General features: G+C 52.4%; 16 protein-coding genes and 2 pseudogenes. 12 read left to right on the forward strand and 6 right to left on the reverse strand.

What is annotated here, in order from left to right; translation table 11 throughout:
- Positions 1-277: 277 nt before the first annotated feature.
- From HLB35_RS05520 to HLB35_RS05540, 5 genes are read left to right on the forward strand one after another with little or no spacing between them, the layout of a single operon-like run.
- Positions 278-1,516, forward strand: a complete 1,239-nt coding sequence (locus tag HLB35_RS05520; protein ID WP_171701816.1) for an ESPR domain-containing protein — start codon at positions 278-280, stop codon at positions 1,514-1,516.
- Positions 1,477-10,965: a hypothetical protein gene (locus tag HLB35_RS05525; protein ID WP_171701817.1), complete on the forward strand. Its 9,489-nt coding sequence runs from the start codon at positions 1,477-1,479 to the stop codon at positions 10,963-10,965. Before HLB35_RS05520 ends, HLB35_RS05525 begins: the two co-directional genes overlap by 40 nt.
- Positions 10,962-11,330 (forward strand): hypothetical protein, encoded by a 369-nt coding sequence (locus HLB35_RS05530; RefSeq protein ID WP_171701818.1) that lies wholly within the window; start codon positions 10,962-10,964, stop codon positions 11,328-11,330. Before HLB35_RS05525 ends, HLB35_RS05530 begins: the two co-directional genes overlap by 4 nt.
- Positions 11,318-11,779: a YadA family autotransporter adhesin gene (locus HLB35_RS05535; RefSeq protein ID WP_171701819.1), complete on the forward strand. Its 462-nt coding sequence runs from the start codon at positions 11,318-11,320 to the stop codon at positions 11,777-11,779. Before HLB35_RS05530 ends, HLB35_RS05535 begins: the two co-directional genes overlap by 13 nt.
- 19 nt (positions 11,780-11,798) lie before the next feature.
- Positions 11,799-12,614 carry an OmpA family protein gene (locus tag HLB35_RS05540; RefSeq protein ID WP_171701820.1) on the forward strand — a complete coding sequence of 272 codons (816 nt, stop codon included), beginning with the start codon at positions 11,799-11,801 and terminating at the stop codon, positions 12,612-12,614.
- A gap of 127 nt (positions 12,615-12,741) precedes the next feature.
- On the opposite strand, the pseudogene HLB35_RS18240 reads toward HLB35_RS05540, so the two are convergent.
- From HLB35_RS18240 to HLB35_RS18785, 4 genes and pseudogenes are all read right to left on the reverse strand, one after another.
- Positions 12,742-13,271 (reverse strand): annotated as a pseudogene (locus tag HLB35_RS18240) (IS630 family transposase).
- An 82-nt stretch (positions 13,272-13,353) separates the two neighbouring features.
- A complete protein-coding gene (locus HLB35_RS18250) occupies positions 13,354-13,755 on the reverse strand; it encodes a helix-turn-helix domain-containing protein (protein WP_328731156.1) in 402 nt (133 codons plus the stop codon).
- A 146-nt stretch (positions 13,756-13,901) separates the two neighbouring features.
- A pseudogene (locus HLB35_RS18780) lies at positions 13,902-14,431 on the reverse strand (IS630 family transposase).
- Positions 14,432-14,484: 53 nt separating this feature from the next.
- The gene (locus HLB35_RS18785) at positions 14,485-14,916 is read right to left on the reverse strand and encodes a helix-turn-helix domain-containing protein (RefSeq protein ID WP_171703276.1); all 432 of its coding nucleotides are present in this window, start codon (positions 14,914-14,916) and stop codon (positions 14,485-14,487) included.
- 99 nt (positions 14,917-15,015) lie between these two features.
- Between HLB35_RS18785 and HLB35_RS05555 the strand changes: the two genes are divergently transcribed.
- The 3 genes from HLB35_RS05555 to HLB35_RS05565 all read left to right on the forward strand — a co-directional run bounded on the left by HLB35_RS05555 (position 15,016) and on the right by HLB35_RS05565 (position 16,884).
- Positions 15,016-15,405: a hypothetical protein gene (locus HLB35_RS05555; protein WP_171701821.1), complete on the forward strand. Its 390-nt coding sequence runs from the start codon at positions 15,016-15,018 to the stop codon at positions 15,403-15,405.
- 84 nt (positions 15,406-15,489) lie between these two features.
- Positions 15,490-15,837, forward strand: a complete 348-nt coding sequence (locus HLB35_RS16420; RefSeq protein ID WP_216601456.1) for a DUF6447 family protein — start codon at positions 15,490-15,492, stop codon at positions 15,835-15,837.
- Positions 15,838-15,936: 99 nt separating this feature from the next.
- Positions 15,937-16,884 carry an SH3 domain-containing protein gene (locus HLB35_RS05565; protein WP_235937002.1) on the forward strand — a complete coding sequence of 316 codons (948 nt, stop codon included), beginning with the start codon at positions 15,937-15,939 and terminating at the stop codon, positions 16,882-16,884.
- Between the two features lie 135 nt (positions 16,885-17,019).
- On the opposite strand, the gene HLB35_RS05570 is transcribed toward HLB35_RS05565, so the two are convergent.
- A complete protein-coding gene (locus tag HLB35_RS05570) occupies positions 17,020-17,157 on the reverse strand; it encodes a hypothetical protein (RefSeq protein WP_171701822.1) in 138 nt (45 codons plus the stop codon).
- Here HLB35_RS05570 and HLB35_RS05575 point away from each other — a divergent pair.
- The 3 genes from HLB35_RS05575 to HLB35_RS05585 are packed head-to-tail and all read left to right on the forward strand — an operon-like array spanning position 17,156 to position 20,697.
- Complete coding sequence (locus HLB35_RS05575) at positions 17,156-18,406, forward strand: FecR family protein (RefSeq protein WP_171701823.1); 1,251 nt, start codon at positions 17,156-17,158, stop codon at positions 18,404-18,406. The genes HLB35_RS05570 and HLB35_RS05575 overlap by 2 nt on opposite strands.
- Positions 18,393-19,919 carry a CHASE2 domain-containing protein gene (locus tag HLB35_RS05580; RefSeq protein ID WP_171701824.1) on the forward strand — a complete coding sequence of 509 codons (1,527 nt, stop codon included), beginning with the start codon at positions 18,393-18,395 and terminating at the stop codon, positions 19,917-19,919. Before HLB35_RS05575 ends, HLB35_RS05580 begins: the two co-directional genes overlap by 14 nt.
- Positions 19,897-20,697 carry a sensor histidine kinase gene (locus tag HLB35_RS05585; protein ID WP_171701825.1) on the forward strand — a complete coding sequence of 267 codons (801 nt, stop codon included), beginning with the start codon at positions 19,897-19,899 and terminating at the stop codon, positions 20,695-20,697. Before HLB35_RS05580 ends, HLB35_RS05585 begins: the two co-directional genes overlap by 23 nt.
- Here the strand turns inward: HLB35_RS05585 and tsaA are convergent.
- Entirely contained in the window at positions 20,694-21,422 is a 729-nt protein-coding gene (tsaA, locus tag HLB35_RS05590; protein WP_171701826.1) for a tRNA (N6-threonylcarbamoyladenosine(37)-N6)-methyltransferase TrmO, read from the reverse strand. The genes HLB35_RS05585 and tsaA overlap by 4 nt on opposite strands.
- 193 nt (positions 21,423-21,615) lie before the next feature.
- Between tsaA and HLB35_RS05595 the strand changes: the two genes are divergently transcribed.
- Positions 21,616-22,143 carry a GNAT family N-acetyltransferase gene (locus HLB35_RS05595; RefSeq protein WP_171701827.1) on the forward strand — a complete coding sequence of 176 codons (528 nt, stop codon included), beginning with the start codon at positions 21,616-21,618 and terminating at the stop codon, positions 22,141-22,143.
- The last annotated feature ends 23 nt before the right edge of the window (positions 22,144-22,166 follow it).

Here is a 22,166-nt window from a genome sequence, read left to right on the forward strand (position 1 = left end):
GTACTTCTATTCGAAAGGGTAGTGGCATTGGCTTTCTGTGCACTGGTTGTTGGTATTTACATCGGTCTTATGGGGCAAGTGTTCAGGGTGGCGTGCGTTATTGACACCGATGTAAGTCAATGCAGGCGCACAAACGCTTGTGTTGAGTCGCTTATCTAGAAGAAAAGAACGGCCTGGCGCTTCCTGCAGCAATAGGCTCGCCAGTCAACCTGGGAAGTATGTGCAACGGGGTGATGACGCCCCTCTCACCCCTGATAACGTAAGTGGAGTAGCACGCATGAATAACGTTTTTCGCCTGATTTGGAATCGTACCTTAGGTAGGCTGGTGGTTGCCTCTGAGGCAGCCAGGAGTCGTGATAAAGCGGCCACACAGCATGGTGCGGTAGGGCTGCTACCCGCACCGGAAGCCGCTATTTCAGGCGTGCCTGCATTTCTCCGTCCACTGACGTTGGCGGTGGTGTTGGCTGCTTTGCCGATAAGTGGTTTTTATCCGCAAGGCGCACAGGCAAATTTAACAACCAGCCCTTCAGCGGCAGGGTTTGCGCTTGTTTGCTCTGCTCCTGGTGATCAAGCGGTTGCAAACGGTACTGTTGCCTTTGCGTTGGGCTGTCGCGCACGGGCTATTGGTGATTACACAACAGCAATCGGTCTTGACTCTAGAGCGAGTGGTTACCAGGCCATCTCGGTCGGTAATGTAAGTGTAGCAAGTGGTTATAGGGCAGCCGCATTTGGTACCAGTGCGGACGCATTAGCCGATAGGGCAACTGCAATAGGGGCCGCTGCACAAGCAACAGACGTAAGGGCAACTGCAATAGGAGCCGGAGCAGACGCATCACTGGATTACTCCGTGGCATTGGGGAGTGAATCAATCGCAGACAGAAATTCAGGGGTTAGAGGCTATGATGTTAGCCTGAATTCAGCCGCTATTGATGGAAGCGCTATTGCACTAACCGAAGGTACCTGGGGAGCGGTGTCTGTAGGTGATGTAGCTGAAGGCGACTTTCGCCAGATCACGGGCGTAGCTGCAGGTTCTGCAGATAGCGATGCCGTTAACGTGGCGCAGTTGAAGGCGGTACGGGATATCGCCAGCTCTGGCGGCGTGGAATACTACAGTGTGAATGACGGCGGCGTTCCAAAAGATAACGTAGATAACCTGGGTGCGTCTGGCCTTAATGCTTTAGCGGCAGGCACTAATGCCTCCGCCGCTAAGGAGGGTTCTGTCGCCATTGGCCATAACTCGACATCAGAAGGTGTCAATGGTGTTGCCATTGGTGCCAATACGGTTAATGGCGATTACTTAAGTAATACTTTCACTCCTGCAAGTAATGCTGGCCAGGTTGCCATTGGTGATAGTGCCGAGACCGAAACGCTTGGGCAGATTGCTATTGGTTTGGATGCCAAATCGAACCAGAATGGCGGCAACTTTTCCATTGCTATCGGGGGCAGAGTAATGCCGTTGGTAATAGCAGCATTTCCATGGGCCGTGCGTCGAGAGCTGATGGTTATGGCGCCGTAGCGCTGGGCCCCTATGCCAAGGCAACACTAAGCAGTTCGGTTGCATTGGGTGACGGCTCTGTGGCTAATACTGCCGCGGGTATAAACGGTTATGTGCCTTTTGGCGCTTCGGGGGCAGATCAAAGCAATATTACTGGAACGGTTTCCACGCGTGCCTCTGTGGACGTAGGCAGCCGCCAAATTACCAGTGTGGCAGCGGGTACTGACTTGGATGATGCCGTTAACGTCAGCCAGTTGATAGCCGCTCAATCCAAGGTAGCAGCGGGGACTAACGTTGCTGATGTTGCTGTTACAGAGAACACTGATGGTGGCTCGATCTACACCGTTAATGCAGAGGGGGCGACGGTTAGCGCGGGTTCAACGAATGTGTCTGTCGCGGCAAGCACAGATGCGACCACCAATCTGACGGATTACACCGTCGACTTGGCGGACGTTGTCAATGTTGGTACGACCAACCCTGTCAATATTGATGGCAATACCGGCACTATTGATGGCCTGACTAACACCACCTTTAACCCGGACAGCTTCACCACCGGCCAGGCAGCAACAGAAGATCAGTTGAGTGTTCTGGCAACCGATGGTCTGGATTTCACCGGTAATGACAACTCCGCAGGCGATGTGCATCGTGACCTGGGGGAAACTCTGGCGATCACGGGTCTTGCCGCTACAACGGGCACCTACAGCGGTGACAACCTGAAGACGGTGACCAACCCAACAACCGGCGCGATCGAACTGCAATTGGCTGACTCTCCTGAGTTTACCAACGTCAATGTCTCTGGTGATCTAGATGTTGATGGCACGACCACGCTGGGCGACCACTTCACCGTGGTGGACGATCAGGTTACCTACAATATCGCGCCTGATCAGATCACCAACGGCACCCAGGTCGTCAACAAGGATTACGTTGACGGCCAGGCAACTCGCTTCTACAGCGTTAACAATACAGACCCAACTACGGGTAACTACGATAACCAAGGTGCTTCAGCTGCCAACGCCCTGGCAGCGGGCACTAATACGTTAGCGAGCGGTGAGAACGCGACAGCTGTCGGTAACTCGGCAAATGCACAAAGTGTGTCCGGTGTGGCCATTGGTGATGAGGCCATCGCCCGCGGCTTTGGCCCTGGTCAAGTGGCGATTGGTCAAAAAGCTGATACTTTTGGTGAAGGGGATATTGCCATTGGTAGAGATGCTAAATCGCAAGGTAATAACAATGTTGCCTTAGGTAATGGCGCCACAGTCTTTGATGCTACCGATCCTTTGTCTGTCACGCTGAGTGGCGTTGCGCTGGGCGATGGCGCGACTGTTAACTATAACGATGCGGTGGCTTTGGGCTCAGGCTCAGTGACTGATGAAAGCAGACTGAGCACAGCGGCCTATGTGCCCGCAGGCGTAACGTCTGTAGCGGCAGACACAGCAGCTAGCGAAGTGTCAGTGGGTGCCAATGGTAGTGAGCGTCGCATCACGAATGTGGCGGCAGGTGGTGAAGACACCGATGCGGTCAACGTCAGCCAGCTGAAGGCGTTGGACAGCGTCGTCGATCAAGGCTTCAACATCACCGCGGACAACAGCGGCTTGGCAGACCCTTCAATCACCGAAGATAACGTCAAGCTGGGCGAAACCGTTGATTACACCAGCGCCGATGGCAACATCGTGACTACCTTCGGGAACAACGACAACGAGATCGACTTTGGTCTGGCCAACACTATCGATGTGGGGGCCACCAATACTATTTCGATCGACGGTGACACAGGCACCATCAGTGGCCTGACCAACACCACCTTCGACCCGAACGCCACTTACACCGGTGGCCAAGCGGCGACACAGGAACAGCTGACCAGCGTTAGCGATGTGGCTAATGCTGGCTGGGACGTCCAGACCAATGGCGATACGTCGACCAACGTTGCGCCGGGTGATACCGTACAGTTCCTCGATGGCAACAACATCGATATTACCCGCACTGGTAAAGATATTACCGTTGCTACCTCGCCAGACTTGACTGTGGATAGCCTGACCATCAATAACGGTGGCCCGGTGATTAACGATGCCGGTATCGACATGGGTGACAACAAGATCACCAATGTAGCGCCTGGCACTGATGGCACCGATGCCGTCAATGTGGATCAGTTGACTAAAGTCGAAACCGACCTGACGACCAAAGGTCTGGACTTTGCAGGCAATGAAGGGGCGGATGTTCACCGTGATCTTGGCCAGACGCTGGCGATTCAGGGTGAGGCAACTTCTGGCGGTACCTACACGGGTGCGAACCTGAAGACCGTGACGGACCCGGCGACAGGTGCGATCAATCTGCAGATGACAGATTCGCCTGACTTCACCAACGTCAACGTCACCAATCAGCTGGATGTGGCCGGTGATACCAATATCGGCGGTAACACCACGATTCAGGGTCATACAACCGTTAAAGGCGACACTTACCTGGGTGATAACTTCTCCGTTGTTAACAACGAAGCCTTCTACGATGGCCCGATCAACCAGGGCGACTCTATCGTCAACAAGGACTACGTTGACAGCAAAGAAACCCATTACTACAGCGTCAATGATGACGGCACTCAGCAAGACAACTTCAACAACCTTGGCGCTGAGGGTGTCAACGCCCTGGCAGCGGGTACTAATGCATCAGCCAAAAGCGATTCTTCAGTTGCTGTGGGTGATGGCGCTACAACAAAGGTCTTTGGAAGTGGCCAGGTAGCCATCGGTAATGACGCTACCACTTTTGGCCTAGGTGATATTGCTATTGGTATGGATGCTCAAGCCAATGGTGCAGGTAATGTGGTGATTGGTGACGGTGCTAAGGCCTCGACGGTTGGCAAGAGAGATGGTGTTGCACTTGGCCATGACGCTGAAGTGACTTATGACAATGGTGTTGCGCTGGGTAGCGGCTCTGTTGCAAATGGTAGCACGCTGAGCACAGCGGCCTATCAGCCCGTTGATGTTGATGGTAACCCGATTGCTGTTGCAGCGCCCACGGCGGATAGCGAAGTTTCAGTGGGTAGTGCTGGTAACGAGCGCCGTGTGACCAACGTAGCTGCGGGCGCTGAAGATACCGATGCGGTTAACGTCAGCCAGCTAAAGGCGGTCAATCAAGTGGCCAGCCAAGGCTGGGATCTGACGGCTAACGGTGAAGCCACAGGTGAAAACATTGCACCGGGTGAAACCGCCGACTTCACGCAAGGCCAGAACATTGCGATCACGCGTACTGGTAACAGCATTGAAGTGGCCACCGCTGATGACGTTGAGTTCACCAATGTGAATGTTACTGAGCAGCTGGACGTTGCTGGTGATACGAATATTGGTGGTAACACCACGATTCAGGGCGACACGACTGTCAATGGTGACACCTACTTGGGTGACGACTTCTCAGTGGTCAACAACGAAGCGATCTACAACGTTGAGCCTGATGAAATCACCAACGATTACCAGGTGGTGAACAAGAAGTACGTCACGCAGGCCGGTGATGACCTGATCGAAAATAACCCGCTGACCTTTATGGGCGACAGCGGTACGCCGTTTGATCGCAAACTGGGTGAGCAGACCAACGTCAAAGGTGGCAACACCGGCACTCTGACCGATGGCAACATTGGTGTAGTGGCTGACGGTACCGATACGCTCAACATCAAGCTGGCCGAGAACGTCGACCTGGGCGAGAACGGCAGCGTTGTGATGGGTGATACCATCGTCAATGGTGATAGCGTCACTACCAACAACGTGACGGTGAACGAAGACCTGACCGTGGCGGGTGATACTTACCTGGGTGATAACTTCTCCGTTGTTGACAACGAAGTCTTCTACGATGGCCCGATCAACCAGGGCGATTCTATCGTCAACAAGGACTACGTCGACGGCAAGGAAACCCACTACTACAGCGTCAACGATGACGGTGTTATTCAGGGCAACTACGACAACGACGGGGCGTCTGGTGCCAATGCATTGGCGGCGGGTACCAATGCGCTTGCCCAAGGTGACAGATCGATTGCGATGGGTGATGGCGCGTCGGCTACTACTGGTGCGAGAGAGGCTATCGTGATCGGCACCAATACATCGGTTGCTGGTGGGCCTAATGCCATTGCGATTGGTAGCGATGCATCCATTGACTCAAGCCCTGGTGGGGCTGTCGCGATCGGTCTGTCCAATACCGTCTCTGCCAGTAGTAACGCCACTACTATTGGTACACGCAACACTGTTCAGAGCAGTGGCCGCTCAGTGGTGCTGGGTTATGAGAATACTGCCAACGCTCTGCTTAACCAGGGAGCACTGATTGGTACACAGAATACCATGGATTTCGGGCCCAACTGGGTTGGTGGCAGCTCGGGGGAAAACTATGGCTTCTACGCGCTGGGTAATGGCAATGCCATGAGCTGGGATGGTGGAAGTATGCGTAACAATGCCGGCAGCATGGTGCTGGGTATAGGGAATACGCTGAACATCCCGGAAGGCGATTATCAGACCAATGAAGGCAGCTACATTCTGGGTAACAGCAACAATGTGACGGTTGCTAACGGCTTGGTGATAGGTAATGGCAATATAGTCAGTGGCACGCAGTCGCTCAGCATTGGATTTGGGAACGAGGTCTCAGGGGAAGGCTCCGGTGCCATTGGTGATCCGACCGTTATCACTGGTGCGGGCTCCTACTCCGTGGGTAACGACAACACCATAGACGCTGACGAAGCGGGTACCTTCGGCAACAATAATATCCTAGCAGCCACCGCCACGGGCAGCCGCATCGTGGGTAACGGCAATAACATTGATGTGGCCGATGCCTTTGTGATGGGAAACGGCGCGGACGTGACGATTGCTGAAGGCGTGGCACTGGGTAACGGTGCCGTCGCTACGACCGGTGCCGGCATTCAGGGTTATAACCCGCTGACGGGGGCTGCCGATGGTACGGACGCGGCTATCGCGGCCACTGAATCCACTACAGGGGCGTTGGCCGTCGGTGATGCTGCTAATGGCGTCTATCGTCAGATCACCGGTGTGGCTGCTGGCGCAACGGATACTGATGCGGTCAACGTCAGCCAGCTGAAGGCGTTGGGCAGCGTCGTCGATCAAGGCTTCAACATCACCGCGGACAACAGCGGTTTGACAGACCCTTCAATCACCGAGGATAACGTCAAGCTGGGCGAAACCGTTGATTACACCAGCGCCGATGGCAACATCGTGACTACTTTCGGGAACAATGACAACGAGATCGACTTTGGTCTGGCCAACACTATCGATGTGGGGGCCACCAATACTATCTCGATCGACGGTGACACAGGCACCATCAGTGGCCTGACCAACACCACCTTTAACCCGGACAACTACACCACCGGTCAGGCAGCAACAGAAGATCAGTTGAAGAGTGTCAGTGATGTGGCCAATGCGGGCTGGGATGTTCAGGTGAACACTGAGACCGCCGACAACGTCAAACCGGGTGAAAGCGTGCAGTTTATCGATGGCAAAAATATCGATATCACCCGCACTGCGGATCAGGTGATCGAAGTAGCCACCGAGGACGATGTTGAGTTCAACCAAGTCACCATTGGGGATCCTTCGGACTCGACCACGAGCACGGTGCTCACCAATGTTGGTGGTGCTCTGGATGTGAGTGGCGATCAAATCACCGGCGTTGGCAGCGGTCTTGACGGCCAGGTGCTGGCGGATATCACCGGCGACGACCTCAACAACGCGGTTAACGTTGGTGACCTGCAAGACGTCTCAACCGCGGAAAACGGCGGCGGCTTCGGTCTGGCAGACACGGGTGGCGCAACAGTCAAGCAGAATCTCGGTGAGACCATCAAAGTCACCGACCCGGATGGCAATATCGTCACCACGGCGGATAACGATAAGGGTGAACTGCAGCTGGGCTTGGGCAATGACCTGACCATCGGCGAAGACGGCGATCCAGGTACCATCACTATCGTGGGTAAAGATGGTAAGGACGGGACTATCGGGGTTAACGGTTCTGATGGTAGTGATGGACTAAACGGTGAAACCATCACCCGTATCGTTGTCGACGATGTCGAAGTCGCCACCATGGAAGACGGCCTGAAGTTCGGCGCGAATGATGGCGTTGTCCACAGTGCCAAGCTGAACACCCAAGTAGATATCACCGGTGCGGCAGACAATGACGACTGGTCAGCGTTCGACGAAGGCCAGAACATCATGACGCAGGTAGACGGTAACAACATCACCGTTGCCCTGGCCAAAGACCTAACTGGTCTAAACAGCGCCACCTTTGTCAACTCGAATGGTAACGACCGATTCACCATCAATGAGGACGGCGTTCAGTTTGTGGATGTGAACGGTGATCGGGATGAGACGGCACCAAGCATTGCAGCAGACGGCATTGATGGCGGCGACAACCAGATCACTAGCGTCGGCAGCGGCCTGACCGGCACAACCCTGGAAACCGCTGAAGGCGACGACCTTACCAACGCGGCCAACATTGGCGATCTTCAGAGTGTCAGCAACAAGCTGATCGATGAAGGCCTGAACTTCTCCGGTGACCTGGGCGATGCCAAGGTTGAACGTGACCTGGGCGATACCCTGGCGATCACGGGCGGCCAGACCGACGCGGCTCAGCTGTCGGATGATCCCAACATCGGTGTTGTTGCTGATAACGATAACGGTGCCTTGCAGATCAAGCTGGCCAAGAACTTGACAGGGCTGGAGGAAGTCATCGTTGGCGAAAACGGCACGCCAGGCAAAGACGGTGTTGATGGAGAGCCTGGAGTAGGTCTTGACGGCCAGAACGGTGCTATCGGTATCACAGGTAAAGACGGTGCCGGTGCGGACATTACCGTTGCCAATGGTGCGCCAGGTGTCAACGGCACCGACGGTATCACCCGCATCGTCTATGAAGACGGCGAAGGTAATGACTATGAAGTCGCCACGCTGGAAGACGGCCTGAAGTTCGGCGCGAATGATGGCGATGTCCACAGTGCCAAGCTGAACACCCAAGTGGATATCACCGGTGCGGCAGACAATGACGACTGGTCAGCGTTCGACGAAGGCCAGAACATCATGACGCAGGTAGACGGTAACAACATCACCGTTGCCCTGGCCAAAGACCTAACTGGTCTAAACAGCGCCACCTTTGTCAACTCGAATGGTAACGACCGATTCACCATCAATGAGGACGGCGTTCAGTTTGTGGATGTGAACGGTGATCGGGATGAGACGGCACCAAGCATTGCAGCAGACGGCATTGATGGCGGCGACAACCAGATCACTAGCGTCGGCAGCGGCCTGGTTGATGAGAACGGTTCTCCTGTTGAGTTGGGTGCCGCGAAAGATGACACCCTTACCAACGCGGCCAACATTGGCGATCTTCAGAGTGCCAGCAACAAGCTGATCAATGAAGGCCTGAACTTCTCCGGTGACCTGGGCGATGCCAAGGTTGAACGTGACCTGGGCGATACCCTGGCGATCACGGGCGGCCAGACCGACGCGGCTCAGCTGTCGGATGATCCCAACATCGGTGTTGTTGCTGATAACGATAACGGTGCCTTGCAGATCAAGCTGGCCAAGAACCTGACGGGGCTGGAGGAAGTCATCGTTGGCGAAAACGGCGCGCCAGGCAAAGACGGTGTTGATGGAGAGCCTGGGGTAGGCCTTGACGGCCAGGACGGTGTTATCGGTATCACAGGTAAAGACGGTGCCGGTGCGGACATTACCGTTGCCAATGGTGCGCCAGGTGTCAACGGCACCGACGGTATCACCCGCATCGTCTATGAAGACGGCGAAGGTAATGACTATGAAGTCGCCACGCTGGAAGACGGCCTGAAGTTCTCTGGTAACGACAACCCGGCCGAAGGTTACGTCACCCGCAAGCTGAACGAAGAAATGCAGATTGTGGGCGGTGCCACGGACACCGACACAGCCAGCTACTCGTCAAGCAACGTGACGACAGTAGCGACGCAGGACGGTGGTATTGAAATCCAGTTCGCCGACACCCCGAACTTCCAGGGTGCGGACATGGGTGACAAACAGATCACCAGCGTAGAAAGCGGCCTGACCGGCACAACCCTGGAAACCGCTGAAGGCGACGACCTTACCAACGCGGTCAATGTAGGTGATCTTCAGAACACCACTACGAATCTGATCGATGAAGGCCTGAACTTCTCCGGTGACCTGGGTGATGCCAAGGTTGAACGTGACCTGGGCGATACCCTGGCGATCACGGGCGGTCAAACCGACGCGGCTCAGCTGTCGGATGATCCCAACATCGGTGTTGTTGCTGATAACGATAACGGTGCCTTGCAGATCAAGCTGGCCAAGAACCTGACGGGGCTGGAGGAAGTCATCGTTGGCGAGAACGGCACGCCAGGCAAAGACGGTGTTGATGGAGAGCCTGGAGTAGGTCTTGACGGCCAGAACGGTGCTATCGGTATCACAGGTAAAGACGGTGCCGGTGCGGACATTACTGTTGCCGATGGTGCGCCAGGTGTCAACGGCACCGACGGTATCACCCGCATCGTCTATGAAGACGGCGAAGGTAATGACTATGAAGTCGCCACGCTGGAAGACGACCTGAAGTTCGGCGCGAATGATGGCGATGTCCACAGTGCCAAGCTGAACACCCAAGTAGATATCACCGGTGCGGCAGGTAATGTTGACTGGTCAGCGTTTGACGAAGGCCAGAACATCATGACGCAGGTCGACGGTAACAACATTACCGTTGCCCTGGCCAAGAACCTGACGGATCTTGACAGCATCACGATCAACGATGGCCCGACGCTCAACAACAACGATATCGATATGGGCGGTCTGGATGATGCGGGTAGCCCAACCAACAAGATCACTAACCTGGCACCAGGCGACATTTCGGAAAACAGTACGGACGCTATCAACGGCAGCCAGCTGTATGACGTCTTTAATAGCGGCAATATCGAAGTTCGCTATGTCAACACCAACGATGAAGGTCTGACGGAAAGCGACTCGTTTGCCAATGGCCAGGGCTCCACGGCGGTTGGCTATGAAGCGACGGCAGAGGGTGATGAATCACTGGCGTTAGGCTATGCAGCCATGGTTCAACATCAGGGAGGCGTTGCTTTGGGTGCCAATGCTCAGGTCGGTGATGCTGAAACTGCCAACCTGGGTGGCGAACTGCGCGAAGCGCAGAATGCAAACTTCATTGAGCTGGGCGCAGGTGAAACCGCCCAGAGCTATGATTTCGCCGGCATCAACCCCGTCTCCATTGTCAGCGTTGGCAGCGCGGGTAGTGAGCGTACCATTACGAATGTCGCGGCAGGCCGTATTACGGCTGACAGTACGGATGCTATCAACGGCAGCCAGCTGTACGCGGCGGTGGACTTTATGAACGACCTTGACAGCCGTCTGACAAATGTTGAAGGCGGGGAGTTGAAGGTGTTGTCCGGTATGATCGCAATGAAGATAACACTATCAACTACGATAGCGTTACCTTGGAGGGCGATGATGGCACTACGATGACCAATGTGGCCGATGGTGATGTTGCTGACGATAGCTCGGATGCGATCAACGGCAGCCAGTTGTACGACACCAACCAGGATGTGTTGAACAACATATCCAATATTGATGACAACAGCCAGCGTATTACCAATAACGAAGGTGACATTGCTGACAACAGCCAGCGTATTACCACCAATGAGAACAACATTGGCGATATCAACGAGACGATTGATAAAGGCCTGAACTTTGGTGCTGATGAAGGCGAGGATGTTAATCGTCAGCTGGGTGACACCGTGGCGATTACCGGTGATGAGAACATCACCACCAAGACCACTGACGATGGTGTTCAGGTAACGCTGAAACGTGACTTGATGTGGATAGTGTGACCACAGGCGGAACGACCATCAATGACAATGGCTTGACCATTGAAGATGGCCCAAGTGTAACGCGTGATGGTGTCGATGCGGGTGGTCAGGTGATCACCAATGTGGCGCCCGGTGTGGAAGCAGGTGATGCCGTTAACGTTGGCCAGATGAACGAACTGGGGCAGCGGTTCCAGAACGAGATCAACAACGTCAATAACCGTATCGACGGGGTTGAGAAGAACGCCAACGCCGGTTCAGCAAGTGCCATCGCGGCAAGTTCTGTGCCACAGGCCTGGAGATCGGGCGAAAGCATGGTATCGGTTGGTGCGGGTACCTATGGAGGCGAATCAGCGGTTGCGGTAGGCGTGTCACGTCTCTCGGATAATGGCCGCTGGATCATCCAGGGTAAGGTCACCGGCGATTCGCAGGGTAACTTTGGTGCAGGCGTCGGCGCTGGCTGGCACTGGTAAGGGATAACGGGAGCATACAATGCACACTAATCCAATGTTTAAGGCGGCCCTTGGGGCCGCCGGTATGGCGGCAATCGTTACCTTGGCAGGCTGTGCTAGCCCGCCCAATAATGACCGGACGGACCTGGTAGAAGCTGGCGATGGCTGGCCGGCTCTGGACGACAAATGGTACGACGGCGGGAAGTTCGTTGAACCTGAGGCTATCCTGCGTATTCGTGAAACTCAGAGCAAGCATCAGGTTCGCCAGCTGCTAGGCGACCCGCATTTCAGCGAAGGCTTTTTCGGGGTGCGTGAGTGGGACTACGTCTTCAACCTCTATACAGGTGAAGGCAATGATTACCTGACCTGTCAGTATAAAGTGATTTACGACGACGATATGGCCTTGGAAAGCACGCATTGGCGCGACCAGCAGTGCCCTGCGCTGTTGGTACCAATCGAAGTAGAAGAGGTGGAGGAAGAGCGCCTGCTGACGCTTTCTGGTGATGTGCTGTTCGATTTCGATAGTGATGAGCTGACGCTGGAGGGTCGTCGTGCCCTGGATCGTGTTGCGCAGCAGACACTAACTGACTTTACCTTGCCAGGGTTGATGATTGCTGGTTACACGGACCGTTTTGGTAGTGAAGACTATAATATGCGTCTTTCCCAGTCTCGTGCGGATACGGTGGCGGGTTATCTATCTGAGCAGGGGATTATGCGCCGCAATATTGACACCATTGGCCGAGGTGACGCCGATCCGGTGGTGGAGTGCTCAGGTACACGTGCAACTGCGGCAGTGACTGAGTGCTTGCGACCTAACCGTCGGGTTGAAATTACGGTGAACGAACTACAACGTTAAAAATTGGAAAAGGCAGGACGATTGATAATTAATGCAGTCAAGCGTCCTTTTATTTTTATAGTCATATTAGTGCTTTTTAAGTCATTAAAGTTAACACTTTGTTTGGCTATAAAATCCTTTTAAGTAGTTATGCAAAAGTTATCGTGTTATCTACGCCATAACCGTTACAGACGCCTTTCACCGCCTGACAGAGCCTATCGAAAGAGCTATAGGCCGTCAGTGGTAACCAGCGATATTTGATTTCACGCCAAAGAATTTCGATCAGATTCAACTCAGGCGAGTATGGCGACAGATAAATCAGGTGAATACGGTGGGTCATCCAATCAATGATTTTCCGTCGAAATGCCTTGGAGTGATGCATTTTGGCATTGTCTAGCACAACAACAGCGAAGGCATCAGGATCTTTCTGTGCTGCAAATTGGTCAAACGCCTCTATAACCGTTTCACTATTCACCGTGTCCATTGTCATATGATGAAAGAACATCCCTTTTCTGGATAAAAACCTAATACATTCAATCTCTTGCTATGAGAGTAAGCAGTGACTTCCCAGGGTTGCCCTATTGGGCTCCATGCATAAGGCAGTGATGAAGACTGCGAAAATCCAGTTTCATCAAAGAAGTAAAGATCACAGGTGCCGCTGTCTTCCCATTCTTTCAATGCGTTGATCAGGCCTTGCGTATTGCGGAAATCTGTCTCGTCACGCCGTGCCTTCAGCGAGTAGCGAACACGTTTACAACTGTTACCGTTTTTTTAGAGCACGACGTAGGGTATCTCGACTGACCACTTTCCCGGTTTTTTCTTGAAACTTGGCATGCAGCACCGGCAACTGATGAGGATGATCTTCAACAAGCTGCTGCAATAACGCTATCTCGCCATCATTGAGAAGGTTTGGCCGCCCGTCGCGGGGTTTGTCTTGCAGACCGTCAATACCGTCTGCTTCCCACTGGGATAGCCATGTCGATACCGTATCGCGCTTGACCCCGAGAATGTCACGAATTTGATTGATCGTGTGCCCTTTATGGCTCAATAAGATGGCATGAGCGCGACGGCGTAAGGCTCGCTTTTCACCGTACTGATAAGCGTTATTTACAATGCGCTGTTGGTCTGGTGTCAAAGAGATGAAGCGTAACGGCTTGGACATGATGTATCTCCTCGTTGAGTTACATCTTTATACCCTATAATTATTGCATAGGCACTTAAGAAAGGCTTGCTAGGCCTATTCTGTTCAAAGAAACGTCAACAAACCCTAAAGATCCTAGCATAAAAAATACGCTATGTATTAAGTAGTTATGCAAAAGTTATCGTGTTATCTACGCCATAACCGTTACAGACGCCTTTCACCGCCTGACAGAGCCTATCGAAAGAGCTATAGGCCGTCAGTGGTAACCAGCGATATTTGATTTCACGCCAAAGAATTTCGATCAGATTCAACTCAGGCGAGTATGGCGACAGATAAATCAGGTGAATACGGTGGGTCATCCAATCAATGATTTTCCGTCGAAATGCCTTGGAGTGATGCATTTTGGCATTGTCTAGCACAACAACAGCGAAGGCATCAGGATCTTTCTGTGCTGCAAATTGGTCAAACGCCTCTATAACCGTTTCACTATTCACCGTGTCCATTGTCATATGATGAAAGAACATCCCTTTTCTGGATAAAAACCTAATACATTCAATCTCTTGCTATGAGAGTAAGCAGTGACTTCCCAGGGTTGCCCTATTGGGCTCCATGCATAAGGCAGTGATGAAGACTGCGAAAATCCAGTTTCATCAAAGAAGTAAAGATCACAGGTGCCGCTGTCTTCCCATTCTTTCAATGCGTTGATCAGGCCTTGCGTATTGCGGAAATCTGTCTCGTCACGCCGTGCCTTCAGCGAGTAGCGAACACGTTTACAACTGTTACCGTTTTTTTTAGAGCACGACGTAGGGTATCTCGACTGACCACTTTCCCGGTTTTTTCTTGAAACTTGGCATGCAGCACCGGCAACTGATGAGGATGATCTTCAACAAGCTGCTGCAATAACGCTATCTCGCCATCATTGAGAAGGTTTGGCCGCCCGTCGCGGGGTTTGTCTTGCAGACCGTCAATACCGTCTGCTTCCCACTGGGATAGCCATGTCGATACCGTATCGCGCTTGACCCCGAGAATGTCACGAATTTGATTGATCGTGTGCCCTTTATGGCTCAATAAGATGGCATGAGCGCGACGGCGTAAGGCTCGCTTTTCACCGTACTGATAAGCGTTATTTACAATGCGCTGTTGGTCTGGTGTCAAAGAGATGAAGCGTAACGGCTTGGACATGATGTATCTCCTCGTTGAGTTACATCTTTATACCCTATAATTATTGCATAGGCACTTAGTTGTCTCATCGTCAGTGAGATTCATTCTAAAGGAAAAGTGATGAAATTATTCGGTTATATCGCCACCTTCACACTGTCAGTGATTGCAGCAGTTGTGCTTTCTGTTGTCAGCGTTAATGCGCTGGCTGAACAGGACAGTGATAAAAATCAAAGTGCTCGGGTTAACCAGGGAACTGTATGCGTTGCTTCAAGCGATGAACAGGCGTTGGACTGCCCAGAAGGTGAACTATTTATGGCGCGTCTGGCCCTGAGCGAAGCTGATGTTCAGAACCCCTTGGTTCGAGAAAGCCGCTTGCTGAACACTATGGCACTTTATTGCGATACCAATTACCAGATCCATCAAACCCAGGCCGGCGTTTTATGTGTGTTGACGCACGAACGAATCAACGTCGCTGCTCAGGAAGAAGCCGCTGACGCTAGTGAAGAATAAGAAATTGAAGCGACAGCATAAACGGATGCCTGTTCATTATTTTAAACGTTTGTTTTTGAATTCTAGTAACAGGGAAGAACTCAAATGAGCAAGCCTCGCACCACCCGTCGTAAAAGCACTAAAGCAGAAGCAACTGAAAACCAGAGTGAGCACAATATGACTGAAAGTAACGCCGCTGAAAACAGAGTCACCGCTAAGCAAGAGGCGGTGGCCGTCGGTGAGAACAGCCAGGAGCCAACCATTATCATCGACGGTAAGGAATATACCCTCGAAAGCCTGGGCCAGAAAGGCCGTGAGCAGTTACAGAACCTGCGCGTTACTGACCAAGAAATGCAGCGTATGCAGGATCAGATGGCGATTGCCCAAACGGCGCGTAACACCTATGCGCGTATCTTAGCTGAAGTAGTTAAGAATATTCCCCCAGTTAAGTAACAAGCTTTCCATAGCTCTCGGATATGGCTTGTTCGGGAGCTATGATTTACGGCCTTTCAGTTCAGTCTATTAGTAACAACATTAAAGAGACCTCACCCCATGATGTTTACCCGACGGCCGAAAGTTGTTTTTAGTGTTGCTATTGTGGGAATTTTGGCTGCCTTATCTGCAAAGCCAGTTCATGCTGACTATGACAAAGGTTTAGGTGAATATCAGAAAGGCAATTTTGCATCTGCAGTGCATGAGTGGCGTACTGCTGCTGAGCGTGGTGATGGCGAATCCCAGTTTGCGCTGGGCATGATGTTTGAGCGTGGGCAGGGCGTTGGCCAGAATATGGAGGAAGCTTATAAGTGGTACCGATTAGCGGCGGATAACGACGAAGTGGATGCGCAGGTGCGGCTTGCTGGACTTTTTATACGTGAAGAAATTGACGGCAAGGGCCCTGAAGATGCAATTGAGTGGTTACAGCGCGCCGCCGAAGCAGAAAACGTTCCCGCTCAGTTCCAGTTGGGTCTGATGTATCTTGAAGGGAAGGGTGTTGATGAAGACCCTGCATTGGCAGCACGGTGGTTTTCGCTGGCTGCAGAGCAGGGCCATGTGCCGGCCCAGAACAACATCGGGAGCCTTTATGAAAATGGGCGTGGCGTTGAGCAGAGCTTTACGCGTGCCTTTGAATGGTATGAGCGCGCAGCTAAACAAGATGACCCTTTCGCTCAGAACAATCTTGGCGCCATGTATGCTCGGGGAAGCGGCGTTGAACGTAACCATGCCTGGGCCGTTTTCTGGTTTGTCAATGCGGCTCGTGGTGGTAATCAGCTAGCATTGGAAAATGTTACTATTAGTCGACAAAACCTCACGCAAAAGCAAATAGCCGCTAGCCGAGTTAATATTCGTGCTGGTAATAGTACTGATTTTGAGCGCATAGCTCAGTTGGAGCGTGGTGTCACTGTTTATGTGCTGGGCAGCAATGATGGCTGGAGTCAGGTGCATTTTGATGGTGAGCAAGGGCCTATGTTGGGCTGGGTTTCCAACACCCTAATTGAATAATAAATACACAATTTTTACATTATTGTTTTTTTGTTTACATTTGTTTCTCTGATAGTGTGTTTTTCAGGCAAAAAGTGCGTTCCAACAACACTCCCTCGGTTTGTAACCACTTGGAGTTATCATGAAGAAAATTCATCATGTCATCCGCGACACGCTGAGGTTTACTTGCCTACAGGCTTCACGTTTTTCTTTTGGTAAATTTGCCTTTGCTTCTGTCACTTCTTTGCTATTTTTGTCTTCGCCGTTGTTTGCAACGGATGAACCATCCAGCATGGCTGAAACCAGTATTCTTGATTCTACCTTGAGTCTGCCTGGTTCAGGCGTGTCAGATACTGTTCGTCAAGATGAAGACAGACCTAAAGTGCATAGGGTAATGCCTGGCGATACCCTTTGGGATATTGCCAAATTTTATTTTGATGACCCCTATGAGTGGTATTTTCTGCAGCAGGTCAATACCATTGATGAGCCGGTGCTGTTACAGCCGAATACCCTAGTCGATCTAACCCTGCAGGATGCCTTCCCTCTATCAGTGCTATACCTTTACGGTGACGCTTGGCTTATTGAGGGTGGCCGCAAGGTGGCGCTTGAACAAGGCATTGCTGTTGATGAAGGCGATATCGTCGAAACGGGCAGAGGGGCCTCACTGACGCTTGAAATGAGTGATGGCGCGCGTGCTGTAGTACCTTCCAACTCCCGCGTGATGGTAAACCGTGACGGTGAGCGTGGTATCCGCCTGATTCTCGTAAAGGGTGAGGTTGAGTCTCAGGTACCTTCTCGGCAAAACTCTGGTCGACCTTACAACATTCAAACGACCAGCGGCGTACTCGGCGTGCGTGGTACGCGCTTTACAGTGAGTTATGGTGATGCTGCGGTGCTGTCTTCAGTCTATGAAGGCAAGGTCGCTGTGCAGAGCCAGCAAATGTCTGAGCGCGCTCAGGTTGCTGCAGGGCAGGGAACGCGAATTTCCCAACAAGGTGATATTGATGTTGTCGGGTTGTTGGCAGCGCCGCAACTGTTGAGTGTAACGTCCCTGGCAGGCGGCGATTTGGAGGTGCTAGTAAAACCGATAGCACCGGCAAGCGGTTATCGGGCACAGTTAACTCGGGATGCTCAGTCGTTAGATGTGATTGCCGATCAGCGTAGCACCGCGCCAGAGTTTATTTTTCCTGAGCTTCCTGTTGGGGATTATTACCTGCGTGTTGCCGCTGTTGGAAACCAAGGTGTAGTGGGGGAATATTCCCAACGCCTGATTCCGCATTTCTCAACCGGTGTGACCGTCACTCGGGAAGGCGATGCATGGCGCTTTGATTGGAAGCGCCAGAATAATACTCCTCACAAACTAGAACTGGCATTTGATAAATCTTTTGACCAGCCCCTGATTAGCTATCCGCCTGCCACCACAGGAGCAGTATTGTTACGTCAAGTGCCGAGTGGAGAAGTCTACTGGCGAGTGGTCAAGCTGGATGACAAGGGTAATATTACCAGCGTTATTGATAGCGGCCTGCTTGATGCCTCAGGATAATTACCAGTCTTCCGGTGTCCACCTAACGCAGGCACTTCATAGGCGCTTTGTGATTACTTGGTGGGCAACGGTAAGCCTTCTGCTTCCCTTTGCTTTTCTGATTTACAGTATCTCTCCATTGCTCTCTGATAACTACTTATATGATACCTGGTTATCGTCCCAGTCTTCTCCGCCTTCTCAGGATATCCTGATTATTGAGATTGACGAACCGAGCTTGCAGTGGTTTGGACGCTGGCCCTGGCCGCGTGATATTCATGCGCGCCTGGTTGAAAAGCTTGATGCGGCGGGTGCGTCAGCGGTGGTGTTGGATATCCTGCTGATTGAGTCGAGCCGAGACTCACAGCAAGACCAGCTACTGGTAGAAGCCATGAAGGCGCATGGTAATGTCCATATCCCTCTTGCCTTGTTACCCGAACGCACCTCTGGTGCCCCCTTCCGCGATACCTTGATGCCGATACCTGCTTTGATGTTAGCGGCAGCGTCTGTGGGTCACATTAATATATCCCTCGATAGTGATGGCGTGGCTCGTGAAGTGGTGTTGAAAGAAGCGCGCGATGATGTCATCTGGCCGCAGTTAATGGCCAGTGTAGCGGGTATCCCTGCTGAGGCGTTGGATACCACCCCTGTGCGTATTCCTTATCGCGGTTGGCCCAAGCATTACCCATCGGTGTCTTACCATGACGTATTGGAAGGGCGTTTGCCAGAATCTTTCCTGAAAGACCGTATTGTACTGGTGGGTATGACGGCTCTGGGCATGGGAGATCGTTACAATATGTCATTGCTTTCGAGTGAGTTGATGCCTGGCGTAGAGGTGCATGCTCATCTGCTGGATGCCTTGCGTGACGATAATCTGATTTATCCGGTGCCGCCACTCACAGGTGCTGTGCTGGCTGGGTTGCCAATTATTATGCTGATGCTGTTGGCTTGGTGGTTACGCTTTCGTTTTATGCTGGGAATTGTCATCTTGCTTTCAGGGGTGGCAGTGGTTGGCTCGCTCTTTGCCCTTGGTTCGGGCTGGTGGTGGCCGCCTTCTGCCAGTCTGATTGCTCTTGGGTTGGCGTTTGTCGTGATTGTCTGGCGCAGCCAGGCCACGCTGTTATCCTGGTTTGAGCAGGAGCTGAAGTTGCTTTACCGTGAGCCGCCGATTCTACCTTATCGGCAGGTTCTGGCGCCGAATGAAGGGGGAAAGCTCTATCAGCAGCTACAATCGCTGGAGTTTGCCCTAACCCGCCTTGTTCAGGGGCGGCGTTTAATACTGGATGTGATGCATTCTCTGCCGCTACCTATTTTTATCCTCAACGAAGATGGCTCGGTACTCCTTGCAAACCGCAAAGCTGTGATGCTGGGAGAAAATGGTGAGCGTGCTAAGCCTGTTCAACATATTAAAGATCTGCCGGAAGTGGTTAGCTTTGAGGAAGAGCGCGAGTTTGCTGCTCTATGGCCACCCACTGCCTTTGATGGTGAAGATTCCCCCTCAGTGCTGACGGGGGTTGTGCAGGGACGTCGATGGTAGCACCTACCGGCTGGAAATGGGGCGTTTGACGACATCGACCAGCGTCATGGGCGGTGGTTGGTTGGTGTGGCTGGTCGACCTGACCAGTGAAGTGGCGATTGAAGCCCAACGTGCTAGTATGCTGAGTTTTCTTTCTCATGACATGAAAGCGCCTCAGACCCGTGCCTTGGCACTTATTGATGCTCAGCAGGAGCCTGAAAATGCGCTACCTGAAGCAAGTTTTTATGAACAGGTTGAACTGAGCCTGAGAATGAGCCTGGGTATGATCAATGACTTTATCGGCTTGACCCGAGCTAAGTCTTTTCGCTTTGAGCATGACTTTATTCTGCTTGAAGACTTGGTGATGGAAGTGCTTGATCAGGTGCGCCCGCTGGCATGCTCAAAGCGGATTGAGGTGAGTAGCGAGTTCAACCATGAGGATGGTGCCCCTGTTCTAGGCGATAAAGGCTACCTGGCTCGTGCTGTTTTCAACCTGATAGAAAATGCCCTGAAATACGGTCGTGAAAATGGCCGGGTACAGGTATGTGTTAGCGCTGATGAGCAATGGGCGACCTTGGAGGTCATAGATGACGGTGTGGGGATTGCCGATTCCGATATAGAACGCATTTTTGAAGATTTTCAGCGTAGTGATAGTGCCAATATTGCCAAAGGCCATGGTTTAGGGCTGGCATTAGTAAAAGCCGTTGCCGAAAAGCATGGCGGTAGCATCGTGTGCAAAAGCAAATTGGGCGAAGGCAGTCACTTTACTCTTAGTTTACCTGCCTGCCCCTTGGATTAATCCAGGGGTTCAATGATGTTAATATGCATCTCGACGTTGCCATCTTCTCGTTGAACGGCATGGAAACGCACATTCACATCTCGTAAGGGCATGCCATAGATTCGATCTGAATCGTTAGCATGATACGCAGGGCGCGGATCTTGGCTGACTACTTGACGAATCAGTTCACGCAGTTCTTCACCGTCTTGACGTAAATATAGCGTACTTTCCGATGCTGTTGAAAAGCTGACATTGAGAACCTTGGGTGGTTCTGGTGCGAAACCGGCACAGGTTTCCGGGTGAACATCTGCCCAAGGCAGGTAGGGCTTGATATCGACAACTGGCGTACCGTCGACAAGATCGGCGCCTTTCAGATGTAATCGAACTCCCTTCGTAGTCTCAATACGCTCAAGGGCGACCAACGATAGCCCTAGCCGATTGGGGCGGTTGGGGCTACGGCTGGCAAATACGCCCACTTTCTTGTTACCACCTAATCTGGGTGGCCGAACCATGGGTGCCCAGCGTTCAGGGTTTTGATGGAAAATAAAGTTGATCCATAAGTGACTGAAATCTTCCAAGCCGCGTACGCAAAGTGGATCATTAAACGGGGAAACAAGGGTAAGAATAGCACTGGCGGCGGTTACCAACCCAGGTTGGCGTGGCACGCCAAACTTGTCCGGGTAATCACTGCTGATATAGCCAATCGGTGATAAGCTGAAATGTAGGACGTTATTCGGTTCAGACATGGCGTTTAATGATCTGGTTGAGAAATAGGGTGGCTGAAGACCCAGCTTGGCAGATAGCCGCTTATCAGTATAAGCTGAATCATTATTTTTTGATTGTCTGATACTTTTAAGATAACAAACATCTTGATGTCCATGCACTGTGTGATATCCACAGATCCTGGCTCCGGCTTTGATACTAACAGGAGAGGCAAAGATGGCAGACGTGTTGGCTCCACTTTTCGCGAAAACAACATCACGGATTGTTTATCGTCAGGCCTTGATGCGTGATGCTGCTGATCAGGCAGAGGTTTTTTATCATGCGGTGATGCAAGGAGCCTCAAACCACTATACCTTGGCGCAGCGTCGCGCTTGGGCTAACGTGCTGCCCCGTGAAGCCAGCGCCTGGGCGGCGCGCCATTTGCTTTACACAACGCTTGTGGCGACCAGTGATAACCGTTGCGTTGGTTTTATCGAGCTGGATGGGCGCAGCGGGCGAGTCGAAACCCTTTATGTATGGCCGTCGTTGGCGGGGCGGGGTATCGGTACTACGCTGTTGATTCATGCCGAACGTCTCCTGCTAGAGGATGGTCACGCAGCGATTGAGATAGAGGCCAGTGAAATGCTGGTAGACCGTCTGTGCCGCCGCGGCTGGGCTAACTTGAACGAGCAGATGGTGGAACGGGGCGGCGAAGTGCTAAAACGCTACCGCTTACGTAAACCGCTAAATGCGGTTGAAACCTGATAGGGAATAGGGCCTCTGTTGCG

It is taken from the genome of Vreelandella azerica (assembly GCF_013112225.1).
GTDB classification, from domain to species: Bacteria; Pseudomonadota; Gammaproteobacteria; order Pseudomonadales; family Halomonadaceae; genus Vreelandella; species Vreelandella azerica.